The organism is Streptomyces piniterrae, from assembly GCF_005048155.1.
GTDB classification, from domain to species: Bacteria; Actinomycetota; Actinomycetes; order Streptomycetales; family Streptomycetaceae; genus Streptomyces; species Streptomyces piniterrae.
The window spans coordinates 132286-149226 of record NZ_SUMB01000008.1 but is presented as its reverse complement, the minus strand read 5'-3'; the positions used below and the strand labels follow the sequence as shown (position 1 = coordinate 149226).

Here is a 16941-nt window from a genome sequence, read left to right as displayed (position 1 = left end):
TCCGCACCGTTCCCGGCCCCCGGTTCGTCCGCCCCCATCCCACCCGGCCGCCGTCCCAAACCTGTGGAAGGCACCGGCCGCTGTTCGAATCGGTGGCGGGTAACGGCCTCTCTCCACAGATTGGGCAAGATTCTTCCGTCCACACCCTGGGGACTGGAAAGTTATCCCTGTGGGATCCACAGGGGGGGTGTGCTGACGGGGCATCGGACGAGGTCAGCCGGGTGTGGATTTGTGGCCAACCCCAGTCCACAGCCTGTGGATGGAGGGTTCTTCCACAGGAGGGGGTTGGGCTTGTCCACCGGCTGCCCACAGAAGATCAGGTGTTGTCCCCAGCTTCTCCACACCCCTGTCCACTGTTCGGCAACGCGACACCCGTCCTCACCGCGCCGAGTGAAAGCGGTCACACCAAGGTGCTGGGTTGGGCTGTGGGGAACGTGGGTAAACCTGGGGACGGCACTGGGGAGAAGTACCCCTGCCCTGTGCATCGGGTGTGCAGAACTTTGGGCGGTCCACAGAACCGCCGGCTTATCCACGGCCGCCACCCACAGGACCGGTGGACAAAAAATCCGTGTTGACCTGCGCAAAAGCAGTTGTCCACGGTTTCCACAGGCCCTACTACTACGACCACGGATATCTACCGGGGAACTCGTTTCGAAACGGGGCCTGTGCACAAGTTGGCCGGCCGGTGTCCGACCTCCGCCGAACCGACTTGACCCCGAGCCGCACCGACTGTCGGTGGCGTACGTCAGACTGGTCTCCGGCGAATCAGCCACGAGAAAGCCAGCAGGGCGAGAGCCAGCAACAGCAGGAGGCGGTTTCCGGTGAAGATCCGGGTGGAGCGCGATGTACTCGCGGAGGCGGTGGCCTGGGCAGCCAAGAGCCTCCCGGCCCGTCCGCCGGTGCCCGTCCTCGCGGGCCTGCTGCTGAAGGCGGAGGACGGCGCGCTGAGCCTCTCCGGCTTCGACTACGAGGTGTCGGCGCGGGTCTCCGTGGAAGCCGAGGTGGAGGAAGAGGGCACCGTCCTCGTCTCCGGCCGGCTGCTCGCCGACATCTGCCGTGCGCTCCCCAACCGCCCGGTGGAGATTTCCACCGACGGTGTACGAGTGACCGTGGTCTGCGGCTCGTCCCGCTTCACTCTCCACACACTGCCTGTGGAGGAGTACCCGTCGCTGCCGACCATGCCCACCGCCACCGGCACCGTTCCGGGTGAGGTCTTCGCCGCTGCCGCCGCCCAGGTGGCCATCGCCGCCGGCCGTGACGACACGCTCCCGGTGCTCACCGGCGTACGGATCGAGATCGAGGGCGACACCGTCACCCTGGCCTCCACCGACCGCTACCGCTTCGCCGTGCGCGAGTTCCTGTGGAAGCCGGAGAGCCCGGACGCCTCCGCGGTCGCGCTGGTCCCCGCCAAGACGCTGCTGGACACCGCCAAGTCGCTGAGCAGCGGTGACACGGTCACGCTGGCGCTGTCCGGCTCCGGTGCGGGCGAGGGGCTGATCGGTTTCGAGGGCGCCGGGCGGCGTACGACGACGCGGCTGCTGGAAGGCGACCTGCCGAAGTACCGCACGCTGTTCCCGACCGAGTTCAACTCCGTCGCCGTGATCGAGACCGCGCCGTTCGTCGAGGCCGTCAAGCGTGTGGCGCTGGTGGCCGAGCGGAACACCCCGGTCCGGCTGAGCTTCGAGCAGGGCGTGCTGATCCTGGAGGCCGGCTCCAGCGACGATGCACAGGCTGTGGAGAGGGTCGACGCGGATCTGGACGGCGACGACATCTCGATCGCCTTCAACCCCGGCTTCCTGCTGGAGGGCCTGTCCGCCATCGACTCCCCGGTGGCGCAGCTGTCCTTCACGACCTCGACCAAGCCCGCACTGCTGAGCGGCCGCCCGGCCAAGGACGCCGAGGCGGACGACGCGTACAAGTACCTGATCATGCCGGTGCGGCTGAGCGGCTGAGCGGCTGACCTGGGCTTTTGCCGGATCCAACCCGACCCTCCCGATGAGCGCCTGAGCCCACAGGTGTGCACGCACCTGCGGGCGTAGGCTCGGTCTCGGGTACAGCAACGACTATGTGCAAAGAGGGTCTCTGATGGAGCTCGGTCTCGTCGGTCTCGGGAAGATGGGCGGCAATATGCGCGAGCGCATTCGCCGCGCAGGCCACACCGTCATCGGATACGACCGCAACCCGGACCTGGCCGATGTGGACAGCCTCCAGGAGCTGGTGGAAAAGCTCCGGGGTCCGCGGGTCGTCTGGGTCATGGTGCCGGCCGGTGCCGCCACCCAGTCGACGATCGATGAGCTGGCCGAGCTGCTCTCGCCCGGCGACATCGTCGTGGACGGCGGCAACTCCCGCTGGACCGACGACGAGAAGCACGCCGAGGAGCTGAAGGCCGAGGGCATCGGCTTCGTCGACTGCGGTGTCTCCGGCGGCGTCTGGGGCCTGGAGAACGGCTACGCGCTGATGTACGGCGGCGACAAGGACGACGTCGCCAAGGTGCAGCCGATCTTCGACGCGCTCAAGCCCGAGGGCGAGTTCGGCTCGGTGCACGCCGGCAAGGTCGGCGCCGGCCACTTCGCGAAGATGGTCCACAACGGCATCGAGTACGCCATGATGCAGGCGTTCGCCGAGGGCTGGGAGCTGCTGGAGAAGGTCGACTCCGTCACCGACGTGCGCGAGATCTTCCGCTCCTGGCAGGAGGGCACGGTCATCCGCTCCTGGCTGCTCGACCTGGCCGTCAACGCGCTGGACGACGACGAGCACCTGGAGAAGCTGCGGGGCTTCGCCGCCGACTCCGGTGAGGGCCGCTGGACGGTCGAGGCCGCGATCGACAACGCCGTGCCGCTGCCCGCGATCACGGCGTCGCTCTTCGCCCGCTTCGGGTCCCGCCAGGACGACTCGCCGCAGATGAAGATGATCGCCGCGCTGCGCAACCAGTTCGGCGGCCACGCGGTGGAGAGCAAGAAGTAACCGAAGAGAAGTCAGCAACAGCAGTACGCAACAACGCTCAGCAGCAGGGGAGGCCGGCGGATAGCCATGCACGTATCGCATCTGTCGCTCGCCGACTTCCGCTCGTACGCCCGGGTCGAGGTTCCGCTCGACCCGGGCGTCACGGCCTTCGTCGGCCCCAACGGGCAGGGGAAGACCAATCTGGTCGAGGCCGTCGGCTATCTCGCCACCCTCGGCAGCCACCGGGTCTCCTCGGACGCCCCGCTGGTGCGGATGGGCGCCGACCGGGCCGTCGTCCGGGCCGCGGTGGTCCAGGGCGAGCGGCAGCAGCTGATCGAGCTGGAGCTCAATCCCGGGAAGGCCAACCGCGCCCGTATCAACAGGTCGTCGCAGGTCAGACCGCGTGATGTGCTCGGTATCGTCCGGACGGTGCTGTTCGCGCCGGAGGATCTGGCGCTGGTCAAGGGCGATCCCGGTGAGCGCCGGCGGTTCCTGGACGAGCTGATCACCGCGCGGGCGCCGCGGATGGCCGGGGTGCGCTCGGACTACGACCGTGTCCTCAAGCAGCGGAACACCCTGTTGAAGACGGCGGCGCTGGCGCGCCGGCACGGCGGGCGGCAGATGGATCTGTCGACCCTCGACGTGTGGGACCAGCATCTCGCGCGCGCGGGCGCCGAGTTGCTGGCGCAGCGGCTCGATCTGATCGCCGCGCTGCAGCCGCTGGCGGACAAGGCGTACGAGCAGCTGGCACCGGGCGGCGGGCCGCTGGCGCTGGAGTACCGCGGCTCTGCGGGCGAGGCGATGGCCGCCGCGTCGACCCGCGAGGAGCTGTACGGCGTGCTGCTGGCGGCGCTCGGGGAGGCCCGGAAGGGCGAGATCGAGCGTGGGGTGACGCTGGTCGGTCCGCACCGCGACGATCTGGTGCTGAAGCTGGGGCAGCTGCCGGCGAAGGGGTACGCCAGTCACGGCGAGTCCTGGTCGTATGCGCTGGCGCTGCGGCTGGCCTCGTACGACCTGCTGCGGTCCGAGAGTTACTGCGGGCCCGGAGGGCCCTCCACTGAGGGCGGTGGCGGGCGACGGGCGGGCGAGCCGGTGCTCGTCCTCGACGATGTCTTCGCCGAGCTGGACGCGCGCCGCCGGGAGCGGCTGGCCGAACTGGTGGCGCCGGGTGAGCAGGTGCTGGTGACGGCGGCGGTGGACGACGATGTGCCGGGGGTGCTGACCGGGGCGCGCTATGCGGTCGCGGACGGCGCCGTGACGAGGGTGTCATCGTGACGAAGGCCCGGCCGTGAGCGGCGAGCAGCTCCCGGAGCGTCCCGAGGCGGCCGCCCCCGAACCGGCCGGTCACCAGACCGACCGGCCCAAACCGCCGGAGCTGTCCGGTGTGGACCTGGCCCGTCAGGCGCTGGTGGCCGCCAAGGAGCAGGCGCGTGCGCGGGGCGCGGCCGCGCAGCAGAAGAAGCAGGCCCGGCGCGGCGGGCTGCGCTCGGGCGCGCGGGCGGACGGCCGCGATCCGCTGCCGCTGGGTGCGGCGATCAACCGGCTGATCACGGAGCGCGGCTGGGAGACCCCGGCGGCGGTCGGCGGGGTGATGGGGCGCTGGCCGCAGATGGTGGGGCCCGAGGTGGCGCAGCACTGCGAGCCGCAGAAGTACGACGAGGACGCCCGGGTGCTGACGGTGCAGTGCGATTCGACGGCGTGGGCGACGCAGCTGCGGCTGCTGGCACCGCAGCTGGTGGCGCGGCTGAACCAGGACCTGGGGCAGGGCACCGTAAAGCTGATCAAGGTGCTGGGGCCCGGTGGTCCGGGGCGGCGCTACGGCCCGCTGCGGGCACCCGGCAGCAAGGGTCCGGGCGATACGTACGGCTGACCGATACGGGGGTTGGGCATGCCGTGCCACTCCTGGCTACAGGTGTGACGTATGAGACTCCGCTCACGGTAGCCGGCGGTTGACAGCCCGAAGCGCTGAGTGCCCGCGTGAGCGTCCTGAGGCCCCGTCTCGGATATGGGGAGTCGGCGGACGTCAGTTCAGGGCGGCACGTGACGACTCAGGCACCCGCAAACCCCCATGAGTGTCAGTGCTACCGGTAGACTGGTAGCAATCCCGCCCACTCGCGGAATATGTCGAACGACGCAGCCGCTCCCGCCTGCCTTCCTGGGGTGAATCCCGCAGGCGCGGAAGGGCTCGTGCTGTGCCAGAAAGGGCGCTTCGTGGCCGACTCCGGCGACCTCAACGAGAACATCACGGCTTCTACTGAAGAGGGGGTTCCGGCCGGCGCCATGAGCGACTCCTCGGCGGAGAAGTCGTACGACGCCAGCGCGATCACCGTCCTCGAAGGCCTGGACGCGGTCCGTAAGCGCCCCGGCATGTACATCGGCTCGACCGGCGAGCGCGGTCTGCACCACCTGGTGCAGGAGGTCGTCGACAACTCCGTCGACGAGGCGATGGCCGGGCATGCCGACACCATCGACGTGACGATCCTGCCCGACGGCGGGGTGCGGGTGGTCGACAACGGCCGCGGTATCCCCGTCGGCATCGTGCCGTCCGAGAACAAGCCGGCCGTCGAGGTCGTGCTGACCGTCCTGCACGCCGGCGGCAAGTTCGGCGGCGGCGGCTACGCGGTCTCCGGTGGTCTGCACGGCGTGGGCGTATCCGTCGTGAACGCGCTGTCGACGCGCGTCGCGGTCGAGGTCCGCACGGACGGCTACCGCTGGACGCAGGACTACAAGCTCGGCGTGCCCACCGCCCCGCTGGCCAAGCACGAGGCCACCGAGGAGTCCGGCACCTCGGTGACGTTCTGGGCCGACGGCGACATCTTCGAGACCACGGCCTACAGCTTCGAGACGCTCTCCCGTCGCTTCCAGGAGATGGCGTTCCTCAACAAGGGCCTGACGATCGCGCTGCGCGACGAGCGCCCGGACCATGTGGACGAGGAGGGCAACCCGCTCTCGGTTCGGTACCACTACGAGGGCGGCATCGTCGACTTCGTGAAGTACCTGAACTCGCGCAAGGGCGAGCTGGTGCACCCCACCGTCATCGACGTGGAGGCCGAGGACAAGGAGCGGATGCTCTCGGTCGAGATCGCGATGCAGTGGAACACCCAGTACAGCGAGGGTCTCTACAGCTTCGCGAACACCATCCACACCCATGAGGGCGGTACGCACGAGGAGGGCTTCCGTGCGGCGCTGACCGGTCTGATCAATCGTTACGCCCGCGACAAGAAGCTGCTGCGCGAGAAGGACGACAACCTCACGGGTGAGGACATCCGCGAGGGTCTGACGGCGATCATCTCGGTCAAGCTCGGCGAGCCGCAGTTCGAGGGCCAGACCAAGACCAAGCTGGGCAACACCGAGGCCAAGACCTTCGTGCAGAAGATCGTGCACGAGCACCTCACGGACTGGCTCGACCGCAACCCCAACGAGGCCGCGGACATCATCCGCAAGGGCATCCAGGCCGCCACGGCCCGGGTCGCGGCCCGTAAGGCGCGCGATCTGACCCGCCGCAAGGGGCTGCTGGAGACGGCGTCGCTGCCCGGCAAGCTGAGCGACTGCCAGTCCAACGACCCGACGAAGTGCGAGATCTTCATCGTCGAGGGTGACTCCGCCGGCGGCTCGGCCAAGTCCGGCCGTAACCCCGAGTACCAGGCGATCCTTCCGATCCGAGGCAAGATCCTCAACGTCGAGAAGGCGCGGGTCGACAAGATCCTGCAGAACAACGAGGTCCAGGCGCTGATCTCCGCGTTCGGCACGGGTGTGCACGAGGACTTCGACATCGAGAGGCTCCGCTATCACAAGATCATTCTGATGGCGGACGCCGACGTCGACGGCCAGCACATCAACACCCTGCTGCTCACCTTCCTGTTCCGCTTCATGCGGCCGCTGGTCGAGGCCGGGCACGTCTATCTCTCCCGCCCGCCGCTGTACAAGATCAAGTGGGGTCGGGACGACTTCGAGTACGCCTACTCCGACTCGGAGCGGGACGCGCTGATCGAGCTCGGCAAGCAGAACGGCAAGCGCATCCGGGACGACTCGGTGCAGCGGTTCAAGGGTCTCGGTGAGATGAACGCCGAGGAGCTGCGCGTGACGACCATGGACATCGACCACCGGGTGCTCGGCCAGGTCTCGCTGGACGACGCGGCCCGCGCGGACGACCTGTTCTCGGTGCTGATGGGCGAGGACGTGGAGGCACGTCGCTCCTTCATCCAGCGCAACGCCAAGGACGTCCGCTTCCTCGACATCTGAGCCCTGTCGGCCCTTACAACAGCCGCAGCTCGAAAGGACTTTGAACAGCAATGGCCGACGAGAACCCCCCTGTGACCCCGGACGGTGTGACCCCCGAGGGCGCGCCCGCCGCCATCGAAGGCGTGGGCATGCGCGTCGAGCCCGTCGGGCTCGAAACGGAGATGCAGCGCTCCTACCTCGACTACGCGATGTCGGTGATCGTCTCGCGTGCGCTGCCGGATGTGCGGGACGGCCTCAAGCCGGTGCACCGCCGGGTGCTGTACGCGATGTACGACGGCGGGTACCGCCCCGAGAAGGGCTTCTACAAGTGCGCCCGCGTCGTCGGCGACGTCATGGGTACGTACCACCCGCACGGCGACACCTCCATCTACGACGCGCTGGTGCGTCTGGCGCAGCCGTGGTCGATGCGGATGCCGCTGGTGGACTCCAACGGCAACTTCGGCTCTCCGGGCAACGACCCGGCCGCGGCCATGCGGTACACCGAGTGCAAGATGAAGTCGCTGTCCATGGAGATGCTCCGGGACATCGACGAGGAGACCGTCGACTTCCAGGACAACTACGACGGCCGTAACCAGGAGCCGACGGTCCTGCCGTCCCGCTTCCCCAACCTGCTGATCAACGGCTCGGCCGGTATCGCGGTCGGTATGGCCACCAACATCCCGCCGCACAACCTGCGCGAGGTCGCGGACGGCGCGCAGTGGGCGCTGGCCCACCCGGAGGCTTCGAACGAGGAGCTGCTGGACGCGCTGATCGAGCGGGTCAAGGGCCCGGACTTCCCCACCGGCGCGCTGGTGGTGGGCCGTAAGGGCATCGAGGAGGCGTACCGGACCGGCCGCGGCTCGATCACCATGCGTGCGGTGGTGGCGGTCGAGGAGATCCAGAACCGCCAGTGCCTGGTGGTCACCGAGCTGCCGTACCAGGTCAACCCGGACAACCTCGCGCAGAAGATCGCCGACCTGGTGAAGGACGGCAAGATCGGCGGCATCGCGGACGTCCGCGACGAGACCTCCTCGCGCACCGGCCAGCGCCTGGTCATCGTGCTCAAGCGGGACGCGGTCGCCAAGGTCGTCCTCAACAACCTCTACAAGCACACCGACCTGCAGACCAACTTCGGTGCGAACATGCTCGCCCTGGTGGACGGGGTGCCGCGCACCCTCTCCCTGGACGCGTTCATCCGCAACTGGGTCAACCACCAGGTCGAGGTCATCGTCCGGCGGACGAAGTTCCGGCTGCGCAAGGCCGAGGAGCGGGCGCACATCCTGCGCGGTCTGCTCAAGGCGCTGGACGCGATCGACGAGGTCATCGCGCTGATCCGGCGCAGTGAGACGGTCGAGGTGGCGCGCGAGGGCCTGATGGGCCTGCTGACGATCGACGAGATCCAGGCGAACGCGATCCTGGAGATGCAGCTGCGCCGGCTGGCCGCCCTGGAGCGCCAGAAGATCACCGCCGAGCACGACGAGCTGCAGCGGAAGATCAGCGAGTACAACGCGATCCTGGCCTCCCCCGAGCGCCAGCGGCAGATCATCAGCGAGGAACTCGCCGCGATCGTCGAGAAGTTCGGCGACGACCGGCGCTCCAAGCTGGTGCCCTTCGAGGGCGACATGTCCATCGAGGACCTGATCGCCGAGGAGGACATCGTCGTCACGATCTCCCGTGGCGGCTATGTGAAGCGGACCAAGACCGACGACTACCGCTCGCAGAAGCGCGGCGGCAAGGGCGTCCGCGGCACGAAGCTCAAGGAAGACGACATCGTCGACCACTTCTTCGTGTCGACGACGCACCACTGGTTGCTGTTCTTCACGAACAAGGGCCGTGTCTACCGCGCGAAGGCGTACGAGCTGCCCGACGCGGGCCGCGATGCGCGGGGTCAGCATGTGGCCAACCTGCTCGCCTTCCAGCCGGATGAGCAGATCGCGCAGATCCTGGCGATCCGGGACTACGAGGCCATGCCGTATCTGGTGCTCGCCACCAAGGGCGGCCTGGTCAAGAAGACGCCGCTCAAGGACTACGACTCGCCGCGCTCGGGCGGTGTGATCGCGATCAACCTGCGTGAGCAGGAGGACGGTACGGACGACGAGCTGATCGGCGCCGAGCTGGTGTCGGACACCGACGACCTGCTGCTGATCAGCAAGAAGGCACAGTCGATCCGCTTCACCGCGACGGATGACGCGCTGCGGCCGATGGGCCGGGCGACGTCCGGTGTGAAGGGCATGAGCTTCCGCGAGGGCGACGAGCTGCTCTCGATGAACGTGGTGCGTGAGGGCACGTTCGTGTTCACCGCCACCGACGGCGGCTACGCCAAGCGCACTCCGGTCGACGACTACCGCGTCCAGGGCCGCGGCGGCCTGGGCATCAAGGCCGCCAAGATCGTGGAGGACCGGGGTTCGCTGGTCGGCGCGCTGGTGGTCGAGCAGACCGACGAGATCCTCGCGATCACGCTGAGCGGTGGCGTGATCCGTACGCGGGTCAACGAGGTGCGGGAGACCGGGCGTGACACCATGGGCGTCCAACTGATCAACCTGGGCAAGCGGGATGCCGTGGTCGGCATCGCACGGAACGCCGAGGCCGGTCGTGAGGCCGAAGAGGTGGACGGGGTCGAAGGGCCCGACGAGACTGATGCGGCCGAGGGGATCGAGCCCACGGCGGCCGAGGGCGAGCAGCCCGCGGCGGAGTAGCACGAGGAGTAGGTCGTGAGTGGAGCCACGGGCGCTGCGGCGGGTGGGCCGGGAGACAGGAAGACGTCCCCGTCCCGACCCGCGACCGTGAAGGATGACAGCGCCCGTGGCTCCGCCGCGTCCGACGGCCCCCGAGACGAGGGCTCCTACGAGGGGGTAACCGTGACCGATACGCGTCAGCCGTATCCGCAGCAGCCGCACTCCCAGCCGCAACCGCAACCGCAGCCCCAGCCGCGGGCCGAGGGCGGCCAGGGGCAGACACAGGGCGGGCAGCAGCCGTACCAGCCGCCCCAGGCGTACAGCACGCAGTCGGTGCGCAAGCCGCGTACGGGGGCCCGTACGGCGCCGCGCACGCGCAAGGCCCGGCTGCGGGTGGCGCGTGCCGATCCGTGGTCCGTGATGAAGGTCAGCTTCCTGCTGTCCATCGCGCTGGGTATCTGCACCGTCGTGGCGGTCGCGGTGCTGTGGATGGTGATGAACGCGATGGGCGTCTTCTCCACGGTCGGCGGGACGATCAGCGAGGCGACCGGCTCCGGCGAGGGCGGCGGCTTCGATCTTCAGTCGTTCCTCTCGCTGCCGCGGGTGCTGCTCTTCACCTCGATCATCTCGATCATCGATGTGGTGCTGGCGACGGCGCTGGCGACGCTCGGCGCCTTTATCTACAACCTGTCGGCGGGCTTCGTCGGCGGTGTGGAGCTCACCCTCGCCGAGGACGAGTGAGCCCCTGGTGGCGGGGGTGCCCGGGGGCTCTCGGAACCGATTTTGGGAACGCCTCTGAAGTGCGCTAATCTTTCGGTGCAGCGAACGAGCGGCTATAGCTCAGACGGTTAGAGCGCTTCCCTGATAAGGAAGAGGCCCCAGGTTCAAGTCCTGGTAGCCGCACCGCACACATCGGCCCGGCCGGAGATTTCTCCGGCCGGGCCGATGCGTTGTGCGCGGGTGGAAGTCGGGCCGCGGGCCGGGGCGTTGCTCAGCGCGGCCTAGATAACCGATCGGTATCGGCCGGTGTGTATCATCGGCCGACATAGGTCCCCTACGTCAACGAAAGACGAGGTCGCGCGGTGAAGAAGCTTCTCCTGGTCGCACTGGCCGCCATCGGCGGGCTCCTCGTGTACCGCCAGATCCAGGCGGATCGCGCCGAGCAGGATCTGTGGACGGAGGCGACCGACTCCGTGCCCGCAGGTTCGGGTGTGTGAGACCAAACCCAGAGCATTTCCCACGAGACCCCGGTTGCCCCCAGGTGACCGGGGTTTCGTGCGTCTGGGGGCGGGGCGGGGTCGCATGGCATGCTGCCGTCCGAGCCTGCGCCGGGCGGCGGTGTTGTTGCGGGACCGTGACGCCGGCTCTCTTGAATTTGCTATCGCACACTATTAGCTTGCACAAGCAAAGTTGTTCTGTGTGATGTGACTTGTGGGACACGAGGGGGACGTGGGACATGGCTCGACGATCACGCACTGGGGTGGTGGCGCTGCTCGGCGGGCTGCTGCTGGCCCTCGCCGCCGCGCCGCTCCAGATCGCACCGGTCGCGGCGGCCGCACCGGTCGCGCCCGCGGCGCCGGCCGGTGACGGCACCGGAATGGTGATGGTGCTGGACTCCTCCGGCTCGATGGCCGAGGACGACGGCTCCGGCAGCACCCGGATCGCCTCCGCCCGTAAGGCAGTCGGCACCGTCGTCGACGCGCTGCCCACCGGCTATCCGACCGGTCTGCGGGTCTACGGGGCCGACAAGCCCAAGGGCTGCGACGACACCCGGCTCGCCCAGCCCGTGGCCGCCCTCGACCGGGCGGGCATCAAGCGGGCCGTCGCGCGCGTGACGCCCAAGGGCGACACCCCCATCGGGCTGTCGCTGCGCAAGGCCGCCGCCGACCTTCCCAAGGCCGCCGACGGCTCGATCGGCAAGCGCACGATCCTGCTGATCTCCGACGGCGAGGACAACTGCCAGACGCCGCCGCCCTGCAAGGTCGCCGCCCAACTCGCCGCGTCCGGCGTCGATCTGCATATCGACGCCATCGGCTTCCAGGTGGCGGGCAAAGCCCGTGCCCAGCTGGAGTGCATCGCCAAGTCCGGCAACGGCCAGTACTACGACGCTCCTGACGCCAAGTCACTGGCCCGTCAGCTGCAACGGGCTGGCCAACTCTCCGCGGACGGCTACCGGTTCAAGGGCATGAAGGTCCACGGCACCCCGACCCGGAACAACGCGCCCGGCATCTTTCCTGGGCAGTACCTGGACAGCATCGGGCCCAACGAGAAGCGTTACTACGCCACCGACCTGGACGCCGTCTCGACGGCCGAGTACTCGGCGACCGTGGTGCCGCAGCCCGGCGCGGCCATCGGCTACCTCGACGCCCTGCACACCGAGATCGCCTATGGCGTCGACAGCACCTGCGAGTCCACCACCGAGCTGTTCGGACAGCGGGAGGGTGCGACGCCGCTGACCTCGGGCATCAGCCGGATCCCGTCGCAGACCGGCACCCGAGGCTGTGACAAGTCGGGCCGGTACTGGCTGGTCGTCGAGCGCAAGGCGGCCAAGGGATCGGACGCCTCCAGCTGGCCGCTGGAGCTGACGTTTCACGTGAAACATCCGCTGGAGAAGGGCGTGACTCCCGCGCAGTCGTCGCCGGAGTACGGCGCGGGCGGCAAGGACGCCCCGGTGCCCACCACCGCCCCCAAGGACGTCACCGGGGGCACCGGCTTCAACGACGCCCGGCCGCTCACCCCGGGCGTCTGGCGGGACAAGGTCCTGCCGGCCCAGACCCTCTGGTACAAGGTGCCGGTCGGCTGGGGCCAGCAGCTGCGCTACGACGTGGAGTTCGCCAATGAGCCGACGGTCAGGCACTACAGCGCGACCACGTCCTTCGGGCGCACCCAGGTCTATACGCCGTCCCGCGCACCGGTGGGCGGCGGTACCGGTGAGTTCACCCCGCAGGTCTCCTACAACGGGCGGCTGACGTCGCTCCAGATGGGGACGGTGCCGGTCGCCTGGACCAACCGCTACGAGACCAACCCCAATGTCGTACCCGTCCACGACAAGGGCGACTTCTACATCGCGGTGACGCTGGGCGCCAAGGCCTCCGAGATCGCACAGAACCCCCAGATCGGTGTGGTGCTGCGGGTCGCGGTGCTGGGCAAGGAGAAGACCGGCCCCGAGGCGGGCGCCGCCGTGGCCAAGGCCGATGTCTCCCATGGCGATTCGGGCCCCTCCGAGGAGGGTGCGCAGGACGGCGATGGAGGATGGTCCACGGGACGCGTGGTGGCGGTCGCCGTCGGCGGCGTGGGCGTTCTGCTGCTGGCCGGCCTCGTGGCGGCCTTCGTACGGGCTCGCAGGAAGCAGCAGCCGGGTGACGGGAGTTCGGATCCGATGAGGGGTGGGTCGTGGTGACCGGGCGCACGACGAACAGGGGGCTCGCCGTGCTGGCGGCGCTCGCGGTGGTGGCGTTGCTGCCGGGGACGGTGGGCGTGGCCTCGGCGGACAACATCCCCGGCTATCGGCCGGCGGAGGGCGCGCCGACGATCAAGGGTTCGCCCAGTAGCGCGAATTCGCCGCAGATCAAGCCCGGCATCTACCGAGACTCCATCAAGCGCGGGGAGGAGAAGCGCTACGCCGTCTCCCTGGACGCCAAGACCAGCGCGTACTTCTCGGCGGTCGCCGCGCCCACGCCCGGCAGCAAGGTCGAGGACTACGGCGACAAGCTGAAGATCCGCCTTGAGGACAACGATGGCACCACCTGCGGCTCCGAGGCGTCGCCGACCTTCCGCGGCGGAGGCACGGCGTACCCCCTCGCCGACTACGCCAACCGCACCATCGAGGACGGGTCGTCGGAGTGCCAGGAGGCCGGGCCCTACTACCTCGTGATCAGCCGAGAGGGCTCGGCGACCTCGGGGCCCGACCCCTGGCCGATCGAGCTGGACTACCTCGAGGAGCCGCCGCTCAAGGGCAGCACGCCCGCCAAGCCGGGCGACGGCAGCTGGAGCACGGCGACGCCCGCACCGCGCACGGACCCCACCAAGCGCAGCGCCAAGGGGGGCACCGGCTTCAATGACGCCGGCTCGGTCGCCTCGGGTGTCTGGAAGGACCGGATCCGGCCCGGCGAGACCCGCTTCTACCGGGTGCCGGTGGACTGGGGGCAGCGGCTCAACCTGAGCGCGGAGCTGCCGAACGGGACGTCAGGGAACGGGTCGTCGGCGTACGTCTCCAACGCGCTCGGGCTGGGCGTCTACAACCCCGCGCGCGGCCTCGTCAGCGCCGACAGCTTCGTTTCGTACAGCGGAAAGCCGGCAACCGCACCGGCGTTCACCGCGCCCGTCGACTACGGCAACCGCTTCAACTCGACCGACTCGGTCAAGGCGATGCGGTTCGCGGGCTGGTACTACCTCGAGGTCACGCTGAACCCCGATGCCGCGCAGTACTTCCGCAAGGGCACGGACTTCACCCTGCGCGTGGACGTCCGGGGCGAAGCCAAGGCCGGCCCCGGCTACGCCAAGCCGGCCGGTGACTTCTCCGTCACGGCCGAGGACCGTGAGATGGCGCGGACGGGCCAGACCGCCCAGGAGGCCTCGAAGAGCGGCACCTTGATGACGGTGGCCTACGCCGGGATCGGCACGGGTGTGGTCCTGCTGGCCGGGCTCGGCGCATGGACGGTGGTGGCGCGGCGCAAGGCCGGGGCGCCGGCCGCCACGGGGCCGGCGCTCATCCCCCAGCAGGGGCAGCAGCTGTCGTCCCAGGCGTCCCAACCCACCCTGCCGTCACAGCAGGACCAGCAGGCCCAGTTCCGGCCCCCACAGGGCTGGTAGCGGGCCTGTGGGCCCTGGTGGGGCCCATCGGGACCGCCAGGGCCCTCGCGGCGCCTCAGGCGGCCGTCAGCGCCCAGACGCCCACCGCGATGCACAGCAGCGCGACGATCAGTACCGGGACCGCCACCTTCGGGGGCGGTCCCGGCTTCTTGTACGGGGCGACCGGCCGGCCGGCGGCGGCGTGTGCAGCGGGCGTGTGGTCCACCGGAGTCACCACGGCCGGCTGGACCGGCAGGCCCGGCGCGCCGACCGGAGGCTGCCCCGGGACCGGGTGCGGCCCTGCCGTGTAGGGGCGGGTGCCGCCCGAATCCTGCCGGACGGCGGCCGTCGGCTCGTACGAGGGCACCGGCGGCGGGGTGGCCGGCGCGGCCGGTACGCCATGGCCCGGAGGCGTACTGCCCGGCAGGGGCGCCGGGGTCGGTGTCGGCGGGGTGCTGGGCTGCTGCGGCAACGGGGTGCTCGGCTCCGGCGGCGCCAGCTGGAAACTCCCGGTCTCCGACATGGACGCCGACGAACCCGTCCCGGCGTCCGTGGACGGCCCGGCCGGCGGACTCCCGGCGCCCAGCGGCCCGTTCGGCCCGAATCCCTTGGGCAGCGGCCCGATGTGGTCGAAGACCTCGACGATCTCTTCCTCGATCGTCGCGTCCGGCAGCATCTCGGCCGCCGCCAGTACCGCCTTGCGTGCCCCCGTGGCGGTCCTGAACCGCGACTCCGGATCCGGGTGCAGCAGGGAGGCCAGCACCTGCCACAGCGGTTCCGGCACGTCCTCCGGCGCGTTCGGGATGCCGTGCTCCGCGAAGTGCCGGATCAGCGCCTCGGAATCGGGCTTGGTGCCGGTGATCAGATACAGCCCGACCAGGCCGACCGCGAACAGGTCGGCGGGGAAGTCCGGTTCGGCGCCCAGCATCTGTTCGGGCGCGAAGTAACCGGGCGTGCCCACCACGTAGTTGGTCTCGGTCAGTCGCGGCTCGCCCTTGCGCATCGCGATACCGAAGTCGGACAGCCGCAGATGCGGCCGGCCGGTGCCGGTGGCCTCCAGCAGGATGTTCGCCGGCTTGATGTCGCGGTGCACCACGCCCTCCGCGTGCACCGCGGTCAGCCCGGCCAGCAGCTGGTCCAGCAGGGTGCAGACGAACCGCGGCGGCAGCGGGCCGTAATCGCCGGTCAGATGCGCCAGCGAGCCGCCGTTCACCAGATCCATGGTGAACAGCACCTTGTCGTCGTCCGCCGCCCAGCTCGCCGGGGCCAGCACATGGGGATGGTCGATCCGCAGCGCCTGTTCGCGTACGAAGCGCAGCAGCGTGTGCGCATCGCTCTGTTGCAGCACCTTCGCCGCGACATAGCGGCGGCGCCGGTGGTCCCAGGCACGCCAGACGGCGCCCACCCCGCCCCGTCCGATCGGGTCGATCAGCTCATACCGACCGGCGAAGATCTCACCCATTGCGCCCCGTCCGCTTTCTGAACTCCGCAAGCTCTGCTGTGGCCAACGCTGTGGCTGCCGCCGCTAACTCTGGTGCGCCTCGTAGTGGGCGACCGCGTCCCCGGTGCGGCCGGCACCGTAGACCCGGAGGAACTCTGCCAGTTCAGGGTGAGTGGGGGCGAGGGTGTTCGCCGCATCGATGATGTCCCCCGCGTCCGAGACCGACCGCAGCAGCGACTGGATCTCCCGCACCACCCGCCGCACGGTCGTCGCGCCCGTGGACGACGTCTGCTGTGTGGTGTTGTTCAGCACCGAGCCGCCGGCCGTCTTCTTGATCTCTTCCATCCGGTCGGTGGCCTCGGCGGCGCTCACGCTGCCGTCGGCGACCTGACCGGCGAGCTCCTGCAGGGCCTGGACCCGCTGCACCACGGCCGGGTTGCCTATCTTCGCGCGCTGCCCGCTCATCAGCTGGGACAGCATCGGCGCGGACAGTCCGAGTACGGAGGCGAGCCGGGCCTGGTTGAGGCCGAGATCGTCTATCAGACGGCGGAACAGCGCGCCCAGAGGCTCCCCATACCAGGTGCGCTGCAGCTCCCGGGCCCGCGCGGTGGCTTCCTGCTGTGCTGCGTCCATGCCGTCTCCCCAGTCTCCCCGATCGCGCTTCGCTGCCGCGAATCTCGCGAAGCATCCTACGGAGAGCGACCTTGTGCGGCGATACCCGGTCGGGAAAGCGGCCGGGCACCGGGTACCCTGGTCCGCGAAGGGGCCTTAGCTCAGTTGGTAGAGCGCTGTCTTTGCATGGCAGATGTCAGGGGTTCGACTCCCCTAGGCTCCACCCATCAAATGCCCTCCGCACTGCGAAATCGCAGG

Annotated in this window: 12 protein-coding genes and 2 tRNA genes; 12 read left to right on the top strand and 2 right to left on the bottom strand. The window is 69.4% G+C overall.

What is annotated here, in order from left to right; genetic code table 11:
* Positions 1-821: 821 nt before the first annotated feature.
* The 11 genes from dnaN to FCH28_RS22965 all read left to right on the top strand — a co-directional run bounded on the left by dnaN (position 822) and on the right by FCH28_RS22965 (position 14651).
* The gene (gene dnaN / locus FCH28_RS23015; RefSeq protein WP_136742003.1) at positions 822-1952 is read left to right on the top strand and encodes a DNA polymerase III subunit beta; all 1131 of its coding nucleotides are present in this window, start codon (positions 822-824) and stop codon (positions 1950-1952) included.
* Positions 1953-2085: 133 nt separating this feature from the next.
* The gene (gene gnd, locus FCH28_RS23010; protein ID WP_136742002.1) at positions 2086-2964 is read left to right on the top strand and encodes a phosphogluconate dehydrogenase (NAD(+)-dependent, decarboxylating); all 879 of its coding nucleotides are present in this window, start codon (positions 2086-2088) and stop codon (positions 2962-2964) included.
* A 66-nt stretch (positions 2965-3030) separates the two neighbouring features.
* Positions 3031-4218: a DNA replication/repair protein RecF gene (recF, locus tag FCH28_RS23005; protein WP_136742001.1), complete on the top strand. Its 1188-nt coding sequence runs from the start codon at positions 3031-3033 to the stop codon at positions 4216-4218.
* A 100-nt stretch (positions 4219-4318) separates the two neighbouring features.
* Positions 4319-4813 (top strand): DciA family protein, encoded by a 495-nt coding sequence (locus tag FCH28_RS23000; protein WP_136742212.1) that lies wholly within the window; start codon positions 4319-4321, stop codon positions 4811-4813.
* 317 nt (positions 4814-5130) lie between these two features.
* Entirely contained in the window at positions 5131-7185 is a 2055-nt protein-coding gene (gene gyrB / locus FCH28_RS22995) for a DNA topoisomerase (ATP-hydrolyzing) subunit B (RefSeq protein WP_136742211.1), read from the top strand.
* A 50-nt stretch (positions 7186-7235) separates the two neighbouring features.
* Complete coding sequence (gyrA, locus tag FCH28_RS22990; protein ID WP_136742000.1) at positions 7236-9860, top strand: DNA gyrase subunit A; 2625 nt, start codon at positions 7236-7238, stop codon at positions 9858-9860.
* A 15-nt stretch (positions 9861-9875) separates the two neighbouring features.
* Positions 9876-10580, top strand: a complete 705-nt coding sequence (locus FCH28_RS22985; RefSeq protein WP_425471977.1) for a DUF3566 domain-containing protein — start codon at positions 9876-9878, stop codon at positions 10578-10580.
* Positions 10581-10668: 88 nt separating this feature from the next.
* A tRNA-Ile gene (locus FCH28_RS22980) sits at positions 10669-10742 on the top strand.
* A gap of 179 nt (positions 10743-10921) precedes the next feature.
* A complete protein-coding gene (locus FCH28_RS38695) occupies positions 10922-11056 on the top strand; it encodes a DLW-39 family protein (protein WP_003958712.1) in 135 nt (44 codons plus the stop codon).
* A 239-nt stretch (positions 11057-11295) separates the two neighbouring features.
* Complete coding sequence (locus tag FCH28_RS22970) at positions 11296-13239, top strand: vWA domain-containing protein (protein ID WP_136741998.1); 1944 nt, start codon at positions 11296-11298, stop codon at positions 13237-13239.
* Complete coding sequence (locus tag FCH28_RS22965) at positions 13233-14651, top strand: hypothetical protein (protein ID WP_136741997.1); 1419 nt, start codon at positions 13233-13235, stop codon at positions 14649-14651. Before FCH28_RS22970 ends, FCH28_RS22965 begins: the two co-directional genes overlap by 7 nt.
* A 55-nt stretch (positions 14652-14706) precedes the next feature.
* Here the strand turns inward: FCH28_RS22965 and FCH28_RS22960 are convergent, their stop codons facing one another.
* Positions 14707-16092 carry a serine/threonine protein kinase gene (locus FCH28_RS22960; protein ID WP_136741996.1) on the bottom strand — a complete coding sequence of 462 codons (1386 nt, stop codon included), beginning with the start codon at positions 16090-16092 and terminating at the stop codon, positions 14707-14709.
* Positions 16093-16155: 63 nt separating this feature from the next.
* Positions 16156-16704 carry a helix-turn-helix domain-containing protein gene (locus tag FCH28_RS22955; protein WP_136741995.1) on the bottom strand — a complete coding sequence of 183 codons (549 nt, stop codon included), beginning with the start codon at positions 16702-16704 and terminating at the stop codon, positions 16156-16158.
* Positions 16705-16833: 129 nt separating this feature from the next.
* Between FCH28_RS22955 and FCH28_RS22950 the strand changes: the two genes are divergently transcribed.
* Positions 16834-16906, top strand: a tRNA-Ala gene (locus tag FCH28_RS22950).
* Positions 16907-16941: the final 35 nt, after the last annotated feature.